Origin of the sequence: Paenibacillus sp. ATY16 (assembly GCF_003399985.2) — a bacterium.
Classification (GTDB): domain Bacteria; phylum Bacillota; class Bacilli; order Paenibacillales; family Paenibacillaceae; genus Pristimantibacillus; species Pristimantibacillus glycanilyticus.
Genome location: NZ_NMOK02000002.1, coordinates 277,661 through 299,259, shown reverse-complemented (window position 1 = coordinate 299,259; position 21,599 = coordinate 277,661). Strand labels below are relative to the sequence as shown.

The following is a 21,599-nucleotide window of genomic DNA, read 5'->3' as shown; positions in this document are numbered from 1 at the left end:
ATTAAGCCTCTGGATTATTTCGAACCTTCCAGCTCTTTCATCCAGTCTTCATAGTTTTGCGTGCTGCTTCCCCAACCATTGATATATTGGGACAATTGAGTTGTGCTTACTTTGTCGGCTGGCAGCTCGTCGCGACTTACGTATACGGCGTTAAGCACGGTAATTGGATCGTTAGCCTCGCCTTTAAACTCTTTGTACAGGGTACGAACTTGAACGCGGCCGATATCTTTCGGATCTACGGCAGCCGAAGCAATCCAAGGGCTGTTCTTGTCTTGGATCATTTGAAGATCCTCGTCGCTCATGTCGATACCGTATACTTTGATTTCAGTACGGCCAGCTTGCTGAATTGCGCGTGCGGCGCCTTTTGCGAATTCATCCCATGCCGCCCATACAGCCGTAATGTCGCCTTTGTTCGGATATTGCTTCAGAATCGCTTCCATTTGCGCTTGCGTGTCCATTGCAGGATTGTTAGCGTTGCCGAATGCCGCGATTTGTTTAATGTCAGGGTATTTCTCTTGGAACGCTTTGTAAGCCACTTCACGGCGTTCCATTGGAGCAAAGCCAGCTACCCATACTTTAACGATGTTGCCTTTGCCGCCAGCGTCTTTAGCCAGCTGTTCAAGCGTAAGGTTAGCCATCGATTGGTCATCCTGCTGCAGAACAGGTACGCCGTCTACTTTTACGTCTGCGTCGAATACGACAACTTTGATGCCTTTTTCTTGTGCTTTCTTGATACCTTGTTCCAGAGCGCCTGCTTGTCCATGGTCGATCAGGATACCGTCGAAGCCTTGGTTGACAGCCGCGTCAAGGTTGGAAGACATTTTAGCCAGGTCATTATCGGAAGCGAAAACTTGAACAGAGCCGCCGAACTTCTCAACTTGCTCTTTCACGCCTTCTACGTATTGCGAAGAAAATGTGCCTGTGTTGAATTGCATAACGAGTGCTACTTTCTTGCCTTTCAGTGCGTCAAGCTCGCTGTTGCCCGATGCTGCAGGCGCTTCCGATGCGTTAGCTGCCGCATTGCCGCTAGGTTCGGAATTAGCAGAGTTGTTGTTTTTGCTGTTGCCGCATGCCGATGCAATGACAAGAACGATAGCAACAAGCAGCGTTAAAGAAAGTTTACCCCATTTTTTCATGTTCTTCTCTCCCTTTTTATCTAACCAAAATGATAGATGAAATGATCTATTTGTAATCATATCATTTTTACCAAGTATGTCAATCGGAATTTAAGTATTACTTTCATAAAAATGGGAAAAGCTCGACAAACACGAATGAAAATGTCGAAAAAGATCGAAACGTTCAACAATTGCCATTATATTAATCACAACGGATAATTGCAATGAATAATTTGTTACAGCATCGGCTTAACGCCGCACAGCGCAAAAAGAACGGCTGATCCGGCGTTACACCGGTTCAACCGTCCTCTTAATCTAGCTTTAAAGGATAATGGCAATGAGTCCTCCGGAACCTTCGTTAATAATTCTTCCGAGGGTCTCCTGCAGCTTGTAGCGCGCATTGTCCGGCATCATGGCGATCTTGCCCTGGATGCCTTCCCGAACTAAGGAATGGAGCGATCTTCCGAAGATGTCGGACTCCCAGATCTTGATCGGATCTGCCTCGAAGTCCTGCATCAAATAACGGACCAGCTCCTCGGTCTGCTTCTCCGACCCGATGATTGGCGCGAATTCGGACTCAACGTCCACGCGGATCATGTGTATCGAAGGCGCAGTCGCTTTCAGCCTAACGCCGAAGCGGGAGCCCTGACGGATGAGTTCCGGCTCATCCAGAGCCATCTCCGCAAGCGTAGGCGCCGCAATCCCGTAGCCTGTAGCCTTAACCATCTCGAGCGCTTCCGCGAACCGGTCGTATTCCCGCTTCGCATGCGAGAACTCCTGCATCAGCTGGAGCAGATGATCCTTGCCGCGGATTTCAACTCCGACTACTTCCATCAGGATGCGGTCATACAGTTCATCCGGCGCGAAGAGATCGATCTCCGCTACGCCCTGGCCCATGTTCATGCCGCTGAGGCCGGCTCTGGCAATGAAATCATAATCGGAGAACTGCGAGACAACGCGGTCGACGTCTCTCAGTCTGCGAATATCTTTCACTGTATCGCGCACGGAATTTTCGTAGTTGCTGCGCAGCCAATGGTTCTCGTTCAGAACCATTACCCAGCTTGGCAGATTAACGTTGACTTCGTGAACCGGGAATTCGTAGAGCACTTCGCGCAGGACGGACATCACTTCTTCTTCGCCCATAGTCGCAACGCTCATCGTAATTACCGGAATATCGTATTTGGCCTGCAGTTCCCCGCGAAGCTGAATCGCTTCTTCACTGCGAGGACGTGTGGAGTTAATGATAAGTACGAACGGTTTGCCGACTTCCTTCAATTCGCCGATCACGCGCTCTTCTGCCTCTACATAGGATGCGCGCGGGATTTCGGCGATGGAGCCATCCGTTGTCACTACAACGCCAAGAGTCGAATGCTCTTGAATCACTTTTCTGGTGCCGATCTCCGCCGCCTCTTGGAACGGGATCGGTTCGTCGAACCAAGGCGTGGTAATCATGCGAGGGCCGTTCTCATCCTCATAGCCTTTCGCCCCTTCGACGGCGTAACCAACGCAGTCCACAAGCCTGACGTTTACATCAAGTCCTTCACTGACGCGTAATTGTACCGCTTGATTCGGTACAAACTTCGGTTCAGTTGTCATGATTGTTTTACCCGCGGCGCTTTGAGGAAGTTCATCAACGGCTCTCACGCGTTCGGCTTCGCTTGCAATATTCGGAAGCACGACCGTTTCCATAAACCGCTTGATAAACGTTGATTTGCCCGTACGGACAGCCCCTACTACCCCGAGGTAAATATCCCCGCCGGTACGTTCGGCTATATCCTTGAAAATGTCCACTTTCTCCACTGAATATCCCCTCCCAATTGATTTTCCGGTTCGCCGCCTTCCACCGGACTCAGAGGGCAGGCCAGCGACGCAACTCGTACAGCTTGTTGGACTAGTAATATCATATTGTCCTAGCCTACCGAATATTCCGATTCCTTTCACAATTTTTCCCTTAAGTCAGTCACGCTCTTGCCCTTCCAAGATTGAGTTATATGAAGATGTAAAGATTTCTATACCAAAAAATCCTCACTACCGGTCCGTATAGGATGGTAATAAGGATTCGTGTTTTCCGCTTATTTGCCTTGCTCCGAAACGGCCTGCGGTTCTTTATTCACCCAGTGGTAGACCGGCGCCTTGACCGGTACAAACATATCGAAATCAACCAGAACGGTACGTAGATCAGTGTCAGCCGAAATACCCGTGTCGCCCTTCTTCTGCATGGCTTGCATAATGTCGATTCCGTAATCCGCATACACTTGGCCGGACTCGTCCATAATGGCCGATATCGTCTGGAAGGAATAATCGCTGCGCAGTTCCGGCGCCTTTTTGTTCATCGCTTTATAATCGATATAAGAATAGCCTGGGTAAGCGGCCTCGCCTTTCGGCAGCTCGTTATCGTGATTCTTCTTATAATCGTTCACCCAGCTTTGAATGTCATTGATCTGCTGATAGGTAACCAGATTCATCAGCTTGATTTGCGGCTTAGTCTCTTCGTTAATGATCAGGAAATAATAATTGCCGCCATTCTCGAAAGCTGCGGTTGGTATCGAGCTTAGATATCCCTTGTTCTTCAGCTGCGTGAAATCAACCTGGAACTTTTCATAGACCGGCGTATCGGCGCTGCTGTTTTTCATAGGCAGCATCCCGGTCTCCGACTGGTATTGATCAATAGCCGCCTGGACATTCCGGACGGCTTCCTTTGGCGCGGCCTGATTTTGCTTAAGCTCGCTTTTGGGGTACATGCAGCCGCTTAGTGACAATACGGTCACGATCAGTATAGTAAGCATTGCCATACGGCCAGAAGCTCCAGACAATGAATTTCTCTTTTTCACCCGCATCAATTGCTGCTCCTCCTCGTTCTACCACAACTCGTCTTTTTCTTCCGCCTGCTTCGCCAGAAGCTTCTGAACGGCGGCTCGAAGCGGATCAAGCGGCACGTCGACTTGAACCACTCCTCTTACCTTAGCCTGGCAGGCAAGCCTGTAGCCCTCTTCTTCCAGACCGGCAAGTTTACGCTTCTCCTCATCCGCGATAGGCATCAGGTCGCTTCCCGGACGTATTTTCACCTTGCACATAAAGCAGGCCGCGTTACCGCCGCAGCGTGTCTGAATGAGCACGCCGGCCCTTCTCGCCGCCGAGAGGATCGGAGTTCCCGGCTTTACTTCAATCGTAGTGCCTGAAGGCCAGAACGTAATCCTTCCGCTCATTTGGGAGCACCTGCCTGTTTGCCGGAAAGCCGTTGATTCATTTGCTTCTTGGTCTCCAGAGTAAACACATTCCGCTGTTCAAGGAGCAATCGGGCGGCCTCATGCAGCGATTCCTCTTTAATGTAATGATCCACGATCAATTGCAGCCGGTCTTCGCGTTGTCTCAGTTTATTGAACCAGAGCTCATGCGCAAGCGGAACAACCGGAACATACAGCTCCTCTTGCCCGTTCTTGACAACAAATTGCTCCGAATACGGTTTCAGCAATTTACGGACTTCGGTTATATAACGCGAGCCTTCCGAACGGACGACAAAGCCGCCGACCAGTTCTACCGGAATGCCTTCAATGACAAAATGACTAAGGATGGACCGGTAATTACCGCATTCGCTCAGTTCCTTCGTATCGGAAGCATACGGCTTCAGCCGCTCGTATATGAGATCGTAATCTTCATCGTCGGCATACAAGTCGATATCATTCGGTTTATCCCGTAGCGGCAGACCACGCAGCATTAGACCTGCGCTTCCGCCAAGAACCCATTCAGCACGAGTACCCTCGAGCAGCCGGACGATTGCAGCAAGAGAATTCTCTATGGATATTTCTTTGTTCATCACTGCACATCCTCCCCCAGCGTTTTAGCTAGAAATACGGCTTGTTTATGGCTTTTACCGGGATCTCTCCGTTCTTCACGACTGCTTGGCAGGCAAGCCGGTAACCGTCTTCAAATTCCTCCGGCTCCATCCGGTCCCATTCGGCATCCGTAATTCCTTCAAGGGCTTCGGCCCCTTCTTCAATCAAGCAACGGCATCTCGCGCATGTTCCGCGGGTGCAGTTGGATGACCAATCTACCTTTGCTTTCAGCGCGAGCTTTAGGAGCGTCGCCCCGAGTTCTGGCTCAACCACCGCCGTTTTTGTTCGCCCCTTCAGTTCAATCATGCGGCTACGGTTCCTTTCGCGTTGTCGATATGTATGGCCTCTCTGTTAGACAATGGCAATCAGCCCGCATAGAAAACCAAATACAAGCAGAATAAAGGAAACAAAGGATAACGTAAACTTGATAATTCCTTTGGTCTTTAACCGGGCGAACGTAATGATTACGGCGGCGATCGCCATAAGTCCGATTCCGATTAAAGATACCCACATCTTCGTCATTGGATCCATGAACTAATCTACTCCCTAGTTGAAAACGGTAATAAATGCAACACTCATTATAACATCAAGCTCAAAAAAGGACAAAAAAAGCCAAAAAATCTGCTTGTTGAAAGCAGATTTTTTGGCTCTTACGTTACTTAATCATCATTTTGATCAACGATTCGATACCGCCTATACTCATGCCGCTTGCTTTCACGGCTTTAACAATATCGTTCATCGTTTTGTCCGATACCGGAACCTTCGCCATATCCGATACACTCTTAATCAGCTTCCGGAGCTCGTCTTCGTTCTGCATCGTTGAAGCCGATACACCGTTAGCCAGTTTCTTTACGGCATTCTCGGATATGTTTTTTCCGGTTTTTTTATTTATTGCATTAAGAACATCTTTGGAAAGATCCTTTGCCACTACATTCCCCTCCTTCAATGTCGCTGAAGACCTCATAAGCGTTAGCCTTGGAACATCATATGAGGAGGGCAAATGTTTGGTATAGGCGCATGTCTTAGCCTAACTGTTCAATTTCGTGCGTCTTTAAGCGGCCCATCAAATTCTCGACCGCGGACTTTGGAGAATTGTTCGCAAACAGTACGCTGTACAACTCTGCCGTAATGGGCATTTGCACATCATATTGCTTTGCAAGCTCGTTGGCTGCCCGGGTCGTTCTTACGCCTTCCACGACCATGCCCATCCGCTCCAGCACTTCCTCGAGCGGCGTGCCGTCCGCCAGCATGGAGCCTGCGCGCCAGTTCCGGCTGTGCTGACTCGTGCAGGTTACGACCAGGTCGCCAACGCCCGCAAGACCCGCAAAGGTCAGCGGGTTAGCGCCCATTGCCGTTCCGAGACGGCTGATCTCGGCAAGACCCCGGGTGAGCAAGGCCGCTTTCGCGTTGTCGCCAAAGCCAAGGCCGTCTGACAAGCCTGCTCCTAGTGCGATAATATTTTTGATTGCGCCCGCCACCTCCACGCCAACCACATCCGGATTCGTGTAGACGCGGAAATATGTACTCATGAAAGCGTCCTGCGCCTGCTCCGCCGCTTTCATGTCCGCGGAAGCAACCACCACCGTTGTAGGCTGCTTGCGAATCACTTCCTCGGCATGGCTTGGGCCCGACAACACGACAATCTTGTCGGCAGGGCGGTCCAGCTCTTCCGACAATACGGTTGTCATCCGTTTCAGCGTTTCTGCTTCAAAGCCTTTTGTCGCATGAACGACCAAAGTCTCTTTCGCCAAATAAGGAGCGGCTTGCTTCGCAACGGCCCGCATTGCCGATGAAGGGGCGACAAATAAAGCCAGCTCCACATCCCTGAGAGCTTCCTGCATGTCCGTTGTCGCATGGAGCGACGCCGGCAGAGCAACGCCAGGCAAATACTTCTCGTTCTTATGACTGGCATTCATCTGGTCCGCATGCTCGGCAGACCGTGTCCACAGTTGTACATCGTAACCATTGCCGGCCAGTACGGCGGCAAGCGCGGTTCCCCAGCTGCCTGCCACCAATACCGCCGCACGCCCTTTACGTTCCGACTTTACTTGCGACATCCTTCCGATCACGACCCTTTCTTAGCACCAAGCTTGTTCTCTGTTCCTTGCAGCAGCTTAACAATGTTCGTACGATGCCGTACAAACGCGAATACGCATAGAATGAGACTGACTGTTAATACGGGCGCGGAATAGAAGAAAATCGAAATAAGTACGGGAGTCAAAGCCGCGAAAATAAGCGATCCAAGCGAAACGTAACGGGTAATGGCAATGACGATAATCGTAACTACTCCGGCGATCAGAGCCGGTACAAAGGCAAGCGCCGCAATTGCGCCAATCGTGGTCGCAATTCCTTTGCCGCCTTTGAAGTTGAAATAAATCGGCCAGTTATGTCCCATTATCGCCGCAAGGCCGCATATTGCGGGCGTCCAGTCAACGCCGTCCAATCCGAGCCAGCGACCGATAAATACCGCGGCAATCCCCTTACCAAAATCAAGCACGAAGCAAAGCAGCCCCGGCCCTTTTCCAAGAACCCGGATCGTATTGGTAGCGCCTGCGTTGCCGCTCCCATGCTCCCGGATATCTATGCCCTTCACCAGTCTTGCGATTACGATGCTAAACGATACCGAGCCGAGCAAATAACTCAGAACAACCGCGATTACAGCGTATATCAAGCTTCTTCTCCCCTAATCTTCATCCGATTTCTTTCTTGTGAACAAACGGACAGGCGTTCCTTCAAAATCAAATGCCGCGCGGATCTTGTTCTCGAGATACCGCTCGTACGAGAAGTGCATCATCTCCGGATTGTTAACGAAGATAACGATGGTAGGCGGCTTGGTCGCCACTTGAGTCACGTAATTGATTTTGAGACGCTTGCCTTTATCCGTCGGAGGCGGATTGTAAGCAACCGCGTCAGACACGACATCGTTAAGCAGATGGGTCTGAATACGCATGGCATGCTGTTCCGATACATGATTTACGACTGGAAGCAGCTTGTGCAAGCGCTGTTTTGTCTTCGCAGACAAAAAGACGATTGGCGCGTAAGTCATGAACAGGAAGTGGTCGCGGATATTTTGCGTGAATTCCTGCATGGTCTTGTCATCCTTCTCGACAACATCCCATTTGTTCACGACAAAGATCGAAGCCTTGCCCGCTTCATGCGCATAACCGGCGATATGCTTATCCTGCTCGATGATGCCTTCCTCGCCATTAATCAGAACGAGCACAACATCGGCACGCTCGATTGCTTTTAACGCGCGCATTACGCTGTATTTCTCCGTAGACTCGTAAACCTTGCCGCGTTTGCGCATGCCGGCCGTGTCGATCAGCACGTACTTCTGGCCGTCGCGCTCGAACGGCGTATCGATCGCGTCGCGGGTAGTTCCGGCAACGTTGCTGACGATAACACGCTCTTCCCCAAGCAGCGCGTTAACAAGCGACGATTTGCCGACGTTCGGGCGGCCGATCAAGGCTACGCGGATAACATCGTCGTCATAGCCGTCATCCTCAAGCTCGGGAAGCTTCTCAATCGCCGCATCCAGCATGTCGCCGATTCCGAGGCCATGCGAGCCGGATACCGCAATCGGAGTACCGAAGCCCAAGCCGTAAAATTCGTAAATTTCGTCCATCCGGTTCAGGTTGTCCACTTTGTTGACAGCGAGAACGACCGGCTTATGGGAACGGAACAGCATTTGCGCCACTTCGTCATCCGCATGCGTAACGCCTGCTTTCGCGTCGCACATAAAGATAATGACGTCCGCTTCCTCAATAGCAAGCTCCGCTTGCATGCGGACGGATTTCATAATTTCATCTTCGCCATCGATTTCAATACCGCCTGTATCAACGATGCTGAATGCTTTACCATTCCATTCTCCTGGGCTATAAAGACGGTCCCGGGTTACGCCCGGTTTATCTTCAACGATTGCCAGCCGATCGCCAACCACCCGGTTAAAAATGGTGGATTTGCCCACATTCGGGCGACCAACTATTGCAATAACGGGTCTTGCCATAGGTCAATGCTCACTCCTTCAGAAATACTCACGACTATCATCATAGCAAAAAACAACGTTCTTGGCGAACTTTTCATCTTTTAATGATGGTTTACAATGACAATCGTGCCGTTTTTCAAATCGTGCGCGCTGGCATCCAATATTTTTTCGAGCAGGAAGGCGGTCTGCTGCATCGCTTTCTCATCCGGTTCAATGAAAATAGGCGCGCCTCCGCCAACCTTCTCGTGCTCAGTGGTTACAACCGCGATGATCTTAGCCATTGTTCGGAGCCTCCTTATTAACCGAAGCTTCCGTAGGCATGCGGACGGCTGACTCCAGGATCGGCACCTTGTTGATAATCTGGAGCGCTTTGGACATATCTCTCTCCTGCGGCAGGAAAAATACGGCAAGACGTCCGTCCTTCATATCCAGCTTGGCCATCGGAATAAGCGCCGGCTCTCCGTCATCCCGGTATACGCCAAGAATCGTGGACAGATCGTACAGGATTGCCTGTCTTTGGCCCAGGTTGCCGATCGTTACTTTTCCATTCGGATTATAGGGAGTCAGAATAAAGCCCATTCCCCGCTCTTTGATGATCTCCTGATTCGACTGCAGGCCAACGTTCATGATATAGATGTCGCCAACGAACAGGTCCGGACCGTCAACCCGAACCTCCGCCCCCTCCGTGCGGCAAATGTGGGATATCGTTTTGCCCGATTTCAGAAATCGGACAAAGAGCAAGGATAGGATCCCGCCTGCAAAGCCTAAATAGATGTTCCAGATGATTGAGAACAGGCTTGTTACCAATGCCGTCATAATAACAAGATAGTTCCGTCCCTCGAACACCATGGCAATGCCTTCAATGTACGTGGAGCCTCGGCTGACAAGCTCCAGTTCGTCGATTTTGGTCAAGGTCTCTCTTTCCATCTTTCTCACATCGCGGAATTGCTGGGCGGCAAGAGATAGGAAAGTAATCGCCGTATAGTCCTTATTGTAAAGGGCGGGAACGGCAACGGCACCGAGCGCAGCGGCAATCACGCCAAGGGAGATATGGATAATCCGCCCGTGAGGATAAGTCGGATACTGCCTGTAATCCGTAGTCAGCATAAGAAGCCGTGATACAATGCCGAATACAATTCCGAGCAATACGCCTAACAGCATTTTGTGCTCAACAAGATAAGCATTCATTCGGGTGAGCTTCCTCCTTTATTTCGCCAGGGGATGGCTATAAATCGTGTAACGCCGGCGCGAACGAGCATAAACAGCAAGCTGATCAGGCGCGCAGCGACAAAGGCAATCCAGATGCTGTCCCACCACTGCAGCGAACCGACGGACGCCTCGTAAACCCCGCGCTGCAGCAAGGCATGAACAAGCTCTGCTGCAGCGCCGGCATACAGCAGGACGGTTAATTGATGCTGCCCCTTCGAAGAGAAAGCCGCTGCCAGCACGCCGGCAACAACGGGACCGTCAAGCATCGGATCAAGCCAGAAGAACACGGGATCAACGCTGTACATCTTCCTTACGCTCCCCCAGATCATCCCGGCCAGCAAGGCGCAGATAAGAAGATAGCCGCGCGAATCCCATACAAGCGGCCCGCGCATCGCTAGCAGGCTGATTAGCATAAGCAGGATCGTACCCGCAAAAGCATGAAGCTGCACGGGTCCAAGCCGGAAGGTTTCTTGTATCGGCTGAAGCGCCGCACACGCGGCAAGTGCGACAAAGACCCATCTTTTATGCTTAATCGTTAATCCGACAAAATCCGACCAGCCCGTTGATAGTAAGATAAAAGCCATTAGCATAATCCAGATTGAAATATATCCGGCATTCACTCGCAGAATCACCTCTCGTTGACCTATTATGCTCCAAATAAAAGGTGCTATTCCCGTATTTGACAATTCCGGAATAGAAAAAGAGGCTGTTCCTGATTAACACTTCATCAGGAACAGCCTCTCTATTACATCGATATTAAATTATTTCAATTTGCTCAGCTTATCGCCGAAACGCTCAGCCAGCGAGTAGCTCATGCTGGAGCTGTTCAAGCTGACATTCGGGTTATTGCCCAGATCTTCCGGCTTAACCTGAGGAGTACGCTCGCGTTGAGGTCTGCCCGATTTAGGAGCTTGCTCAGCAGCAGCCGGCTGCTCTGGAGCTTCTTCCGTTTCTTTGATGCTCAGGCTTACGCGTTTTTCAGCTGGGTTGAAATCAAGCACTTTCGCTTGCACTTCTTGGCCCTCTTTCAGAACTTCGAAAGGAGTTGCGATGTGACGGTGAGCGATTTGCGAGATGTGCACAAGGCCTTCAACGCCCGGAGCGATTTCAACGAATGCGCCGAAAGTAACAAGGCGGCGAACTGTACCCGTTACGATGTCGCCAACGTTGAATTGGCCGGCAGCGGATTCCCAAGGACCCGGTTGAGCAGCTTTGATGCTCAGGCTGATTTTGCCTGCCGCTGGATCAACTTTAAGTACTTTAACGGTAACCTTTTGGCCTTCGGATACAACATCCTTCGGATGAGCAACATGCTGCCAGGACAGCTCGGATACGTGAACCAGACCGTCGATGCCGCCGATATCCACGAAAGCGCCAAACGGCGTCAGGCGTTGCACAGTGCCTTCCAATTGCGCGCCAACTTGCAGGCCTGCAATGACTTGTTGTTTGTTTTGCTCGAACTCAGCGTCCAGCACGTCTTTTGCAGACAGGATCACTTTGTTGTTCTCGCGGTCGATTTCTTTCACTTTAACGCGGAGCGTGCGGCCTTTGTAATCGCTGAAATCTTCAACGAAATGGCGCTCTACCATCGAAGCGGGAATAAAGCCGCGTACGCCAACGTCAGCCACAAGGCCGCCTTTTACAACGTCGGCAACCGCTACTTCGAATACTTCTCCGCTTTCGAAACGGCTTTGCAGAACGTCCCAAGCCTTCTCGCCGTCGATCAGACGCTTCGAAAGAACAAGCTTTTCTTTCTCGTCGTCGATGCTGACAACTTTCAATTCAACCTCTTGGCCAACTTGAACGGCATCGCTCGCGTTATCCAGCTGCACCGCGGAAAGCTCGCGAACCGGAATGACGCCGTCATATTTATATCCAAGGCTTACATAAGCTTGGTTATCATCGATTTTGATGATTGTACCTTTTACAGTATCGCCTTTTTTCAAGGACACAAAGTTGTCCATTGCTGCTTGGTCTTGAACATTGATTTCTTCTGACATGGAAATAACCTCCTCAATTCATACCCCAACTTTATTTAAATCCGCTTTCACGATGAAAAGCAGTATTTAAAACACCTGTTATTTGTTCTTCTCAATCATCTCATAAATGCGAGACATAATGGCATCCGTAATAAGGTCCAGCTTATCCGGCGAGGATTCATTTATGATAGCAGAAATATCAACCGGTTTGCCGTAGAAAACTCTCATTTTACGGAAAAGCTTATAATGGCCTACTACCGCTACGGGAATAATCGCTGCTCCGCTGCGGTAAGCAATCATCGCTGCGCCCTTCTTTGCCGCTGCGCCGTCGCTGTTGCGCGTGCCCTCCGGGAATATCCCCATCACTTTTCCTTCGCCAAGAAGGTTAAGCGCGGAGCGGATCGCGTCCTTGCCGACGCCCCGTTTTACGGGAAAGGCGCCCCATGCCCGAATCAAAGGTCCGAATACCGGGATTTTGAACAACTCGGCTTTGGCCATATAGTGAACCTTGCGCGGCACCCTGATGCCGACAGCAGGAGGATCAAGCAGGCTGATATGGTTGGAACACAGGATCACGGATCCTTCCTTCGGAATATTCTCCAATCCCCGGACTTCAAGGCGGAACAATAATCCGTAAAGGACATTAAACACTGCTTTAAAAATGCCGTATAACATTAGTTTACTTCGCCTCCGCCAATTTGGTTCGGCTTAATTTCACAATGGAAGCCGCAACTTCATCGATTGACATCGACGTACTGTCCAGAACGATTGCGTCCTTCGCGCAAATGAGCGGTGAAATCTCGCGTTGCTCATCCAGGCGGTCGCGTTCCGCAATTTCCCGTTCAAGCTGCTCCAAGGTAATCGACTGCGTTCCCGCAATCTCTTTGTAGCGCCGCTGTGCGCGTTCTTGTACGGATGCGGTGAGGAAAATTTTCAATTCAGCGTTCGGCAGCACATGCGAGCCGATATCCCGGCCGTCCATGACAACGCCTTTGCGCTCTGCCAATTGCCGCTGTAGCTTGCTAAGCAATTCTCTTACGGTTTCATTTGCCGCGATATGCGAGACGGCAAGCGTGACTTCCCTGGAACGGATCAGATCCGTTATATTCTCGCTATTCAAAAAGACGGCTTGACCTTTCTCGCCCGGCGCCAGCTTGATATCCAGCGTCCTTGCGTGCTTAGCCAGTCTTTCATTGTCCCGAGGCTCAATTCCCGCCCTCTGGGCACTAAGTGTAACAGCCCGATACATCGCTCCCGTATCGATATAGATGTAGTCTAGCTGTTCGGCAACCTTGCGTGCGACCGTACTCTTTCCTGCGCCGGCAGGACCGTCTATCGCAATGTTGATCCGGTCGCTGTCACCGTCTTGCTGCATCACCAACATTCTACCTCCTCAAAAGAATTAACACACTGGCAGCCCGGTTCAGGCTGTTCGTGTTGATTCTTGCATCGATAGCCTAAGCTTAATCAAACGGCTGGCCGAATGCTGATGCGGGCTTCTGCTTCTCAGGCATTAAACGGCTTGGCCGGACCAAATAGGCCGCAGCCCATTTGATAATAACCGGGAATATGTATCATTTCCGGCAAATTCCAAGAAAAACTTAGAATTTCAAGAAAAAAGCAGGCACCGCCTGCGATCGTGAAAATTATACCACACAATATACGCAGATGCAAAAACGGCAATTGCCCGAAAACGCTGTTCCTTAGGGCTTAACAAGCTAACGGTAAGCTTCGCCTTCCCAATGCTCGACGGCTGTCACCCAATGTCGAACCATGTCGTTTTGAAGCAAAATTTGCGTTAACACCACGCCGATTATAAGTATAAAAGCAAAGCGGACCAGCCGTTTCGACACGGCATCCATTTGCTTTTTCAACTCTTCTTCGTCCTCTGCAATCCGCATCGCCGCTTCCATCCTTTTCCTGTCTTTTCCGAATAGGATGCGTAGCCGGCGTCTACTTTATACAGCGTTATCTTCCGCGGAATTCCAGCTGTCTTTCGAAGCAGAATCTGATTATTTTTTGCCGTTCGCTGTCGCTGATGGCAATAAATTTGCTCATGACCTGCTTGCGTCCCGTGGCGAGATCAACTACCCTTACAACCTCCGCCTTGAAGGAGGCATGCTCAAGCGTACCGTTCTTATAGGGAATCAACAGCCAGCAGTCCATTTCCATGCCGGATGTAATCGGCCATTTCCCGTCGCATAGGAAGGAAATCCCTCCGCCGCCTACATCGTCGGTAACCGTAACGAAGCGGACATTGCCCGACAGGTTTACGGCGATCTCAAGATCAGCGGACACGCGAAGGAAATGCCGGCGTTGGATCTTTGTAATCCGTTCGGGATCCGGCTTGCGGATCTTGATCAGCTTAACGACATCGTCCCGGAAGCCAATGACATGCGAGTCGAAATAATGCTTTATACCCTCATCGGATACGTAATAAACCGACAGCTCGTCCCCCAAATAAAGCCGTTTCATCCGACCCGATGTGATATTAAGCGGATTCTCGATAAGTAAACCGTCTTCCAGCTCATCCGCAATTCTCGCTTTGTATTCTACAGCTGCCTCTTCTTCATCAGCAGACGCGATCTCGAAAAACAACATTTGGTTTACTCTAGGCAACAATTGGCTCCCCTCCCATATTGGTGTTTATTATAACACGTCAATTTGAGGGGAGCCATATCGTTATTTGCCGGAACTTGTCCGTTTGTCGAGCGGTGACAGCTCTTCTATCGCTTCTTCGACACCGCTCTCCGCATTGATGTAAATCCGGTAATCGCTGCCGTTAATGCCGCCCGTAAATTCGTAACACAAGGTTTCTTCGCCCAATTCGTTCATGATCAGGGCCATCTGGTCATTTGCTACCTTGAATTCGGGATTAAGCGCTTTGCGGGCTTCGGCTTTGGACAGCTTGGCTGCCGGAATGCTGCGCTTATGCTGCTCGTACACGTAGTCATTCGCCTGAAGACCCACCGCTTCTCCATTATCCAGCGCAACCTTGACGGTGAGCTTCTCCGGATAGATAAGAACGCCGTTCTGCGTGCTGACAAAGGTAAAGGCGCCCGTATTATCAAACATGTTGTAGCTGACCGCCTTCATGCCTTTAAACCCATGGTCATTCAAAAACTGCTCAGCAGAAGCTTGGGCCTCTCTCTGACCTAGCTTTTTCTCGCCAATATCCCGGGAATCCATAAACCAGATGAGTTTGCCGCCTCTTTGCGTAAAATCCATCTGCAGCTTTCGGCCCGACTTCGGCTCTGTGACCGTAGCGGAGTACGAAGAATACTCCGTGCCTTTGCCATTCTCGACCACGCGGATGTCCGCAGGCTTCGTGCCGAGGAATTCTGTTACGCGATTTTTCACGTCCTCCGCCGTAACCATGCTGCCGCTAAGCATATTGATGGTACGCTTCTGGTACATGCTTGCGACCGAAGGACCCCAGTTGATCTCAGGGTACTCGCTTACCTTTTTGTCTACCGTTTTGAACCCGTCGATAATGGTATTGTCATTTGGCGAGTTCTGCTTTGCGAGAGCTACCTCCACATCCATCCAGCGCAGATGGTCGCTCAGCACCTTCTCCTGCATTTTATACAAATCCTTGGAGATATCCTCCGATTTGGCATACAAGGTTTTCAGCGTCTTGAATTCGTCTTGGGACAAAGGTTGCTTGGTCAAATCCCTCACGGAAGTTTTGTAGGCAAAATTGGAAATATGCGACAAGAAGTCTTCCGCTTCGTTGAAAGGCAGCATTGTCAAAGGAAGCTGGTTGATTTCGTTCTGTGCTTGGCTTGTCAGACGCCACACGTTAACTAGCCCTTTGCGATGGTAGCTTTGGGAGGTGGAGTTGACCGCCAGCGTGTTGCCGAGCTGCTGATGCAGCTGCTCGACATGATAGGTGAGATCATGGAAAGCACGCTGGTATTGGTTTTCGGCCTTTATGAGAATCGAATTTTTCTCTTGGTGCTCTTGATAGCCCCAATACACTGAGCCGATTAAGAAAAGCGTCATGATGGGGAACAACACCGCGCTTAGACGTTTGTACATAACAAAAAAGCTCCTTTCTTCTGCAAAACCTAGCGTTAGTTTGGTTTGCGGAAGGGAGCTTTATGCATCTGTGTCAAATGCTGTGTTCCTCGATATCGAGGTCGTTTGTATTGTTGCAAATACATTGCTTGAAGCCGGTGTCGATCATTCCTTTTTCCCGTTTGCCGCGAAGTACAAACTTCTCGCCGCATACGTTGCACCGGATCGTTACCTTAACTCTCGGTTCCATTCCTTGCCTCCGTTAATTAACAATTATTACTAGTCATTATAGACGAAAGGCTTACAATTTAACCTCATCTTCGCGGCTGATGAAGCGGAACGGCGAGCGCGAATTGGCACGATTCATTTTACGGAGGCCCCATACCCACAAGGCCACCATAAACGGAATGATGACGTAAATCCAGTTGGTTTTGAACGAAATCATGATGTAGTCGTACGTTCCGTGCAGCAGCAGCGGAAGACCTAACGAAATCGCCAAATAAATATTGCGCTTGGATGAAGTAGCGAACTTCGCCTTGCCGACGTAATAACCCATCATGACGCCAAACAGCGCGTGCCCGGAGACGGGCAGCAGCGCGCGCATGAGCAGGGTTCCGAACGTGGCCGGCGAGTAAATTGCGTACAATACATTTTCGAGCGTTGCAAAGCCAAGCGAGATCGAAGCCGCGTAGACAATCCCGTCATACGGCTCGTCGAACTCCGTGTGGTTATAAATCATATGGTAGAGCACGAACCATTTCAGAAATTCCTCAATGCCGGCCGACTCCACAAAAGAGAACAGCATGGGCTGATGGTCGCCGAACCAAAGCTGCAGCCCTCGCTGGATGACTACAATCGGCACGACAATGAGGACGCCGAGCAGAAACATGCGAACGACCATATGAATCGGCTCTGCGTCATAACGGTCCTTCAGATACAAATACGTAAGCAGTGATATACCCGGAGCCACCGCGGCAGTCAGCACAGAAAACAATAGCAATTCGATGTTTCACCTCCCAGGCATCCGGCGGCTGCGCAGCCGCCGGTTACACCCAGCCGCGATAACGCACCGCCTCTGCCATTTTGCGTACGCCTGCCATATAGGCGGCAAGCCGCATGTTCACGTTTCTTGATTTATGAATCTCATATACTTGGTTAAAGCCGCGGATCATCATGACGCGCAGCCGGTCATCCACTTCTTGTTCATCCCAGTAAAAGCCCTGATTATTCTGGACCCATTCGAAATAAGAAACGATAACCCCTCCGGCGCTTGCCAGAACATCCGGAACAAGAAGAATGCCCCGTTCGGTTAAAATCCTAGTCGCTTCGAGTGTCGTAGGGCCGTTAGCCGCTTCTACGACAATAGTCGCCTTGATACGCGGAGCATTATCCTCGGTAATCTGATTCTCGATGGCAGCCGGTACAAGCACATCGCATTCCAGCTCGAGCAGATCGGTGTTGGATATCGTCTGGGGGAATAGATTCGTTACATTGCCGAAGGAATCTCTACGGTCGAGCAAGTAAGGAATATCTAATCCATCTTCATTATACAACGCTCCGTTCACATCGGATATACCAATTACGCGCGCACCGGCCTCATGCATGAATTTGGCAAGGTAACTTCCGGCATTGCCGAAGCCTTGAATGACAATTCTTGCCTTATTCAGCTCTATGCCTTTAAGGGCAAGCGCCTCATGGATCATAATGACAACGCCGCGTGCAGTAGCCGTCTCCCGTCCTCTGGAGCCGCCGAGCACGATTGGCTTCCCGGTAATAAAACCGGGTGAGTCGAATTCCCTAATCCGGCTGTATTCATCCAGCATCCATGCCATAATTTGCGAATTCGTCATGACGTCTGGAGCCGGGATGTCTTTCGTTGGACCCACAATCTGGCTCACGGCGCGGACGTATCCGCGGCTGAGCCGTTCCAGCTCCCCGAAAGACATTTTTCTAGGATCGCAGATAACTCCGCCTTTACCTCCGCCATAAGGCAGATCGGCGATTCCGCATTTTAAGCTCATCCAGATGGATAAAGCCTTTACTTCGTTCTCCGTTACGGCCGGATGGAAGCGGACTCCGCCTTTTGTTGGACCAACCGCATCGTTATGCTGAGCCCGGTAACCGGTAAACACCTTCGTCTTCCCGTCATCCATCTTGACGGGTATCCTGACACTCAAGATACGCATCGGTTCCTTCAAGAGTTCAATCATATCCTCTTTATAGCCAAGCTTCAATAGGGCTTCTTCAATAACTACCTGTGTTGATTTGAGCACATCGTTGTTATCCGCCATAATTTCAAGTTCACCCGCCTTTGTCTACTTGTAATATGAGCGTGTATACATCACGATATTCCAAAAGGGGGCCAGAACATGCAAGAAGAGCACCTGCAGACAATATTGTCTGCCGATGCTCCACATTCATGTGCTGCTCAATTATAGAAATGAGTGCAAATTTCCCGGACAGCTTGAGATGGCATAATAACCTTGCCGTACTCCTCCAGCATCGCGTAGGTAACGGATGTCGCTTCTCCGTATTCGGCCAGCAGCGCGATAACCGCGTTATGGCGCGCCGTCTCGATCAAAGCCGGTTCAAGGGCCAGGATCCATTTTCCGTTGTAGGAATACAAGCGTCCATCCTCTGTAAGCGAAGCTGCCTGGAGCTGTTTGCATACATTAATGACATCCTCAAAATCCCGGAATGAATACATCACGATATCGCTCTGCTCCATCGTAACTTCCATCTCGTATATCTCGTCTTCCGTGTCTTCATCATCGGTTGCCCGTTCATCGGAATGACCGTTCATCTTGCCACGGGTGACAATCACCACCATACCTTGGGCGGGGAGTGCAAACACTTCGACCGCAAGAGGGCCGCTGGCATCGAAACCAAGTTCACTGTATGCTTGTTCCATCATTTCACTGAAAAGATCGTGTACTTTGGGAATTTCGCGCCACATGTCTTCCTTCTGGATCCCACGCTCGAGCAGGTCGTCGAACGTCAGGAAAATCCGTATCTTGTCCTGACTAAGCCGTTCGATTTTCATGACAGGATCCCTCCTCTGCAGCATCTGTTGTAAACAGCGTATGAAATTATTAGCAGGATGTGATCAAAAAGATCAAAAATGATCAAATCGTACTATGTATTTACTTTAACATGTCTGTCCCCGGATTGCACCTAAAATAGGCAAAAAAAGAATCGTTTGTGCAGCACCAGCTTAAGGCGCGTACATCAACCGATTCCAAAAACAGCTTCATTTAATGCGGTTTGAAAGACGATTCCGCCATGATCTGGCTCGCCTGCTCCTTAAGTCCGGGATCGTTGTTGATCAGCTTCTCAACCTGCTCCCAGCCTCCTCCTTGCTTTCCGGCGGTATCGTCTGAATGCTTTGGGGCCATATTGGTTGCCGCCATTGCTTTATTCATTCCTCGTCTCATCATCATCGATGCGGCACTTCTGCCAATGGATGAGCATGCGCCCGCTAGCGAGCTGGATGCCCACGCCGCCATACCTGGTCTTTTGCGCGATACGTACACGGCTGCCGCAAGTCCTGCGACGGCGCCTAACATAAACCCGCCGATTCTCATGGCTTTCGTTACCTCCTTCGGGGATAGTTGCAACATATATTTTCTCCTTCAAAACCTGCGGCATCCTCCACAAATTAAGGAAAGCGGAAATAGGAATCGGTACCGCTCGTTATGGTAATATGGCTTTAGACTAGCCAACAATTGACAACAAGGCGGGAAAACCAATGACGAAAACAACGATGAATACGATCTGTGCCGTTTTTGCCCTTACAGCCCTATTGACCTCTTGCGGTTCAGCGTCCGAGACGACCTCCGGAAGCGCAAACGCACTGCCTGCTGCCCAATCGGCAGACGCCCAGTCGCCGCCGAGCCGGCAGACATTGCCTGCCCCTGAAACCCCGGCGCTTTCGGCAACTCCCGCGGCAGAGTCCAGTCCTTCTCCCAAGGTCATGGCGCCGCTGTATAAAATGACTGCCGTCTATCGGTTCGTCCCTATTGACGAGTCAACTGCATCTAAAAAAGCCGTTTTGCTTACCTTTGACGATGCTCCCCATAATAAAGAGGTGATAAACAGCCTGCTTGATACCTTGGACAAGCACAAGGCAAAAGCGATTTTTTTCGTTAACGGCTATCGGGTGAAGCAGCACCCCGAGCTGTTAAAGCTGATCCATGACCGCGGCCAGACGATCGGCAATCATTCCTGGGACCATATCGATCTTAAGAAAGAGGAACCTGGCAAGGTGGAGACGCAAATTGCGGATGTCCAAGCAGAGGTTAAAGCCTTAACCGGCAAGGAACCGAAATTTTTCAGGCCGCCTTACGGGTCCGGCGGAGATACGGTGAAGGAAGCAGCAAAAAACCACGGCATGCTGTTCATGACGTGGTCGAATGGTTCACTCGATTGGGAGCAGAAAGCTCCCGGCGATCCGGACAAAGTAATCGGCAACGTGCTGGAGCAGCTACATCCCGGCGCCAATATTCTAATGCACGAATTAAAATGGACGGCTGCCGCGCTCGACGGCTTGCTCGCAAAGCTTGAGGATAAGGGGTATTCCTTTATCGATCCCGAGACGATTCAGGTCAGTCCGTAAACCGGACGCCATACCAGAACAGCCCTGCCACCAGACATACGAATAATAAAAATAATACATTATAATACCATTTGGTCACTTTATAGGAATGGGAAGGGTGTACTTTACGTCTTGGCGGCAGCGCCTCTGCATTCGTGTCGGTCGCGATGCCAGGCTGAACTGCCGCCTGTTCATGTTGTCTTCTTCCTCTTGAGCTACCGAATTTCTCCACTCTGCTCATCACTGCTCTGTTTGCTCCCTCCTAAATCGGATAATCAGCCCCATAATGAAATCCACAAGGAAATGCGCAACAATCGGTGCCCACAATGTTCCCGACTGGATATAAATCCAGCCTAACCCATAACTAATCGAAAAGACAAGACCCGTTGGGATCCAATGCCTCAAATAACGGACATGAATGGCAGCAAAAATAATGCTTGTCCAATAAGGTCCAAAGGAGTGCTGCACAGCCCCCCGGAACAATACCTCTTCGCAAATGGCGACCACTAACGAAATAACGGCAATATGCCACACCGGTCTGTTCTTGAATATCCGTTCATTAATACCCCCGTCATCGGTTGCTTCCTCGGGTACCCATCTGGAAATCAGCAGGTCAACCGCAATGACCGCGGCGCCTAATCCCAGTCCCCACCATAAAAAAGAGAGGCTGTCTGGAAATTGTAACAACAGAAATGGATTGGAACGCTGAAATAATGCCCACACCAAACCGATAATAATAGTAATCGCTTGCGTAACGTAAAGATTTACTAGCAGCATGCGGTCGTCTATCTCATCTACGGATAGTTGACGCACGCGGATATTACGGAGATCGAATTTTTTCATAGCTTCCCGCCTGTCTAAGTA

General features: G+C 50.4%; 28 protein-coding genes. 1 reads left to right on the top strand and 27 read right to left on the bottom strand.

What is annotated here, in order from left to right; translation table 11 throughout:
• Positions 1-14: 14 nt before the first annotated feature.
• The 25 genes from CFI03_RS02260 to CFI03_RS02140 form a co-directional block, all read right to left on the bottom strand.
• Positions 15-1,136 carry a sugar ABC transporter substrate-binding protein gene (locus CFI03_RS02260; RefSeq protein ID WP_248756335.1) on the bottom strand — a complete coding sequence of 374 codons (1,122 nt, stop codon included), beginning with the start codon at positions 1,134-1,136 and terminating at the stop codon, positions 15-17.
• Between the two features lie 300 nt (positions 1,137-1,436).
• Positions 1,437-2,915 carry a stage IV sporulation protein A gene (gene spoIVA, locus CFI03_RS02255; protein ID WP_127494186.1) on the bottom strand — a complete coding sequence of 493 codons (1,479 nt, stop codon included), beginning with the start codon at positions 2,913-2,915 and terminating at the stop codon, positions 1,437-1,439.
• 272 nt (positions 2,916-3,187) lie between these two features.
• The gene (locus CFI03_RS02250) at positions 3,188-3,907 is read right to left on the bottom strand and encodes a DUF3939 domain-containing protein (RefSeq protein WP_248756334.1); all 720 of its coding nucleotides are present in this window, start codon (positions 3,905-3,907) and stop codon (positions 3,188-3,190) included.
• 66 nt (positions 3,908-3,973) lie between these two features.
• Positions 3,974-4,321 (bottom strand): 2Fe-2S iron-sulfur cluster-binding protein, encoded by a 348-nt coding sequence (locus CFI03_RS02245; protein ID WP_127494190.1) that lies wholly within the window; start codon positions 4,319-4,321, stop codon positions 3,974-3,976.
• On the bottom strand, positions 4,318-4,932 hold the full coding sequence (locus CFI03_RS02240; RefSeq protein WP_248756333.1) for a nucleotidyltransferase family protein: 615 nt from the start codon (positions 4,930-4,932) through the stop codon (positions 4,318-4,320). Before CFI03_RS02240 ends, CFI03_RS02245 begins: the two co-directional genes overlap by 4 nt.
• Positions 4,933-4,957: 25 nt before the next feature.
• Positions 4,958-5,254 carry a 2Fe-2S iron-sulfur cluster-binding protein gene (locus CFI03_RS02235; RefSeq protein WP_127494194.1) on the bottom strand — a complete coding sequence of 99 codons (297 nt, stop codon included), beginning with the start codon at positions 5,252-5,254 and terminating at the stop codon, positions 4,958-4,960.
• 45 nt (positions 5,255-5,299) lie between these two features.
• Positions 5,300-5,479, bottom strand: a complete 180-nt coding sequence (locus tag CFI03_RS02230) for a DUF2768 family protein (RefSeq protein ID WP_015843993.1) — start codon at positions 5,477-5,479, stop codon at positions 5,300-5,302.
• 124 nt (positions 5,480-5,603) lie between these two features.
• Positions 5,604-5,876 (bottom strand): stage VI sporulation protein F, encoded by a 273-nt coding sequence (locus CFI03_RS02225; protein WP_174806545.1) that lies wholly within the window; start codon positions 5,874-5,876, stop codon positions 5,604-5,606.
• A gap of 94 nt (positions 5,877-5,970) precedes the next feature.
• A complete protein-coding gene (locus CFI03_RS02220) occupies positions 5,971-7,005 on the bottom strand; it encodes an NAD(P)H-dependent glycerol-3-phosphate dehydrogenase (RefSeq protein WP_201003568.1) in 1,035 nt (344 codons plus the stop codon).
• Positions 7,006-7,013: 8 nt separating this feature from the next.
• Positions 7,014-7,619 (bottom strand): glycerol-3-phosphate 1-O-acyltransferase PlsY, encoded by a 606-nt coding sequence (plsY, locus tag CFI03_RS02215; protein WP_127494200.1) that lies wholly within the window; start codon positions 7,617-7,619, stop codon positions 7,014-7,016.
• 12 nt (positions 7,620-7,631) lie between these two features.
• On the bottom strand, positions 7,632-8,954 hold the full coding sequence (gene der, locus CFI03_RS02210) for a ribosome biogenesis GTPase Der (RefSeq protein ID WP_127494203.1): 1,323 nt from the start codon (positions 8,952-8,954) through the stop codon (positions 7,632-7,634).
• Between the two features lie 80 nt (positions 8,955-9,034).
• On the bottom strand, positions 9,035-9,214 hold the full coding sequence (locus CFI03_RS02205) for a capping complex subunit for YIEGIA (protein WP_248756332.1): 180 nt from the start codon (positions 9,212-9,214) through the stop codon (positions 9,035-9,037).
• Entirely contained in the window at positions 9,207-10,121 is a 915-nt protein-coding gene (locus tag CFI03_RS02200; RefSeq protein WP_201003570.1) for a YIEGIA family protein, read from the bottom strand. Before CFI03_RS02200 ends, CFI03_RS02205 begins: the two co-directional genes overlap by 8 nt.
• A complete protein-coding gene (locus CFI03_RS02195) occupies positions 10,118-10,726 on the bottom strand; it encodes a YphA family membrane protein (protein WP_248756331.1) in 609 nt (202 codons plus the stop codon). Before CFI03_RS02195 ends, CFI03_RS02200 begins: the two co-directional genes overlap by 4 nt.
• A gap of 177 nt (positions 10,727-10,903) precedes the next feature.
• The gene (gene rpsA / locus CFI03_RS02190) at positions 10,904-12,142 is read right to left on the bottom strand and encodes a 30S ribosomal protein S1 (protein WP_248756330.1); all 1,239 of its coding nucleotides are present in this window, start codon (positions 12,140-12,142) and stop codon (positions 10,904-10,906) included.
• Between the two features lie 78 nt (positions 12,143-12,220).
• A complete protein-coding gene (locus tag CFI03_RS02185) occupies positions 12,221-12,796 on the bottom strand; it encodes a lysophospholipid acyltransferase family protein (protein ID WP_127494214.1) in 576 nt (191 codons plus the stop codon).
• Positions 12,797-12,800: 4 nt separating this feature from the next.
• Positions 12,801-13,505, bottom strand: a complete 705-nt coding sequence (gene cmk, locus CFI03_RS02180) for a (d)CMP kinase (RefSeq protein ID WP_174806546.1) — start codon at positions 13,503-13,505, stop codon at positions 12,801-12,803.
• Between the two features lie 334 nt (positions 13,506-13,839).
• Positions 13,840-14,022 (bottom strand): hypothetical protein, encoded by a 183-nt coding sequence (locus CFI03_RS02175; protein ID WP_127494216.1) that lies wholly within the window; start codon positions 14,020-14,022, stop codon positions 13,840-13,842.
• Positions 14,023-14,089: 67 nt separating this feature from the next.
• Complete coding sequence (locus CFI03_RS02170; protein WP_127494218.1) at positions 14,090-14,743, bottom strand: flagellar brake protein; 654 nt, start codon at positions 14,741-14,743, stop codon at positions 14,090-14,092.
• Positions 14,744-14,803: 60 nt separating this feature from the next.
• Entirely contained in the window at positions 14,804-16,162 is a 1,359-nt protein-coding gene (gene ypeB, locus CFI03_RS02165) for a germination protein YpeB (RefSeq protein WP_201003576.1), read from the bottom strand.
• Between the two features lie 73 nt (positions 16,163-16,235).
• Positions 16,236-16,391, bottom strand: a complete 156-nt coding sequence (locus CFI03_RS02160) for a hypothetical protein (RefSeq protein WP_015843979.1) — start codon at positions 16,389-16,391, stop codon at positions 16,236-16,238.
• Between the two features lie 51 nt (positions 16,392-16,442).
• A complete protein-coding gene (prsW, locus tag CFI03_RS02155) occupies positions 16,443-17,141 on the bottom strand; it encodes a glutamic-type intramembrane protease PrsW (protein ID WP_248756329.1) in 699 nt (232 codons plus the stop codon).
• Between the two features lie 46 nt (positions 17,142-17,187).
• Positions 17,188-18,432 carry a Glu/Leu/Phe/Val family dehydrogenase gene (locus tag CFI03_RS02150; RefSeq protein WP_127494224.1) on the bottom strand — a complete coding sequence of 415 codons (1,245 nt, stop codon included), beginning with the start codon at positions 18,430-18,432 and terminating at the stop codon, positions 17,188-17,190.
• Between the two features lie 137 nt (positions 18,433-18,569).
• A complete protein-coding gene (locus tag CFI03_RS02145) occupies positions 18,570-19,184 on the bottom strand; it encodes a genetic competence negative regulator (protein ID WP_015843976.1) in 615 nt (204 codons plus the stop codon).
• Between the two features lie 211 nt (positions 19,185-19,395).
• Positions 19,396-19,761, bottom strand: a complete 366-nt coding sequence (locus CFI03_RS02140; RefSeq protein WP_127494227.1) for a hypothetical protein — start codon at positions 19,759-19,761, stop codon at positions 19,396-19,398.
• A 128-nt stretch (positions 19,762-19,889) separates the two neighbouring features.
• Here CFI03_RS02140 and CFI03_RS02135 point away from each other — a divergent pair, with 128 nt between their 5' ends.
• Positions 19,890-20,756: a polysaccharide deacetylase family protein gene (locus tag CFI03_RS02135; protein ID WP_248756328.1), complete on the top strand. Its 867-nt coding sequence runs from the start codon at positions 19,890-19,892 to the stop codon at positions 20,754-20,756.
• On the opposite strand, the gene CFI03_RS02130 is transcribed toward CFI03_RS02135, so the two are convergent.
• Together CFI03_RS02130 and CFI03_RS02125 are read right to left on the bottom strand one after the other, a co-directional pair.
• Positions 20,746-20,979: a hypothetical protein gene (locus tag CFI03_RS02130; RefSeq protein ID WP_248756327.1), complete on the bottom strand. Its 234-nt coding sequence runs from the start codon at positions 20,977-20,979 to the stop codon at positions 20,746-20,748. The two genes, CFI03_RS02135 and CFI03_RS02130, sit on opposite strands and share 11 nt — an antisense overlap.
• The gene (locus CFI03_RS02125; protein WP_127494232.1) at positions 20,976-21,578 is read right to left on the bottom strand and encodes a CPBP family intramembrane glutamic endopeptidase; all 603 of its coding nucleotides are present in this window, start codon (positions 21,576-21,578) and stop codon (positions 20,976-20,978) included. Before CFI03_RS02125 ends, CFI03_RS02130 begins: the two co-directional genes overlap by 4 nt.
• Positions 21,579-21,599: the final 21 nt, after the last annotated feature.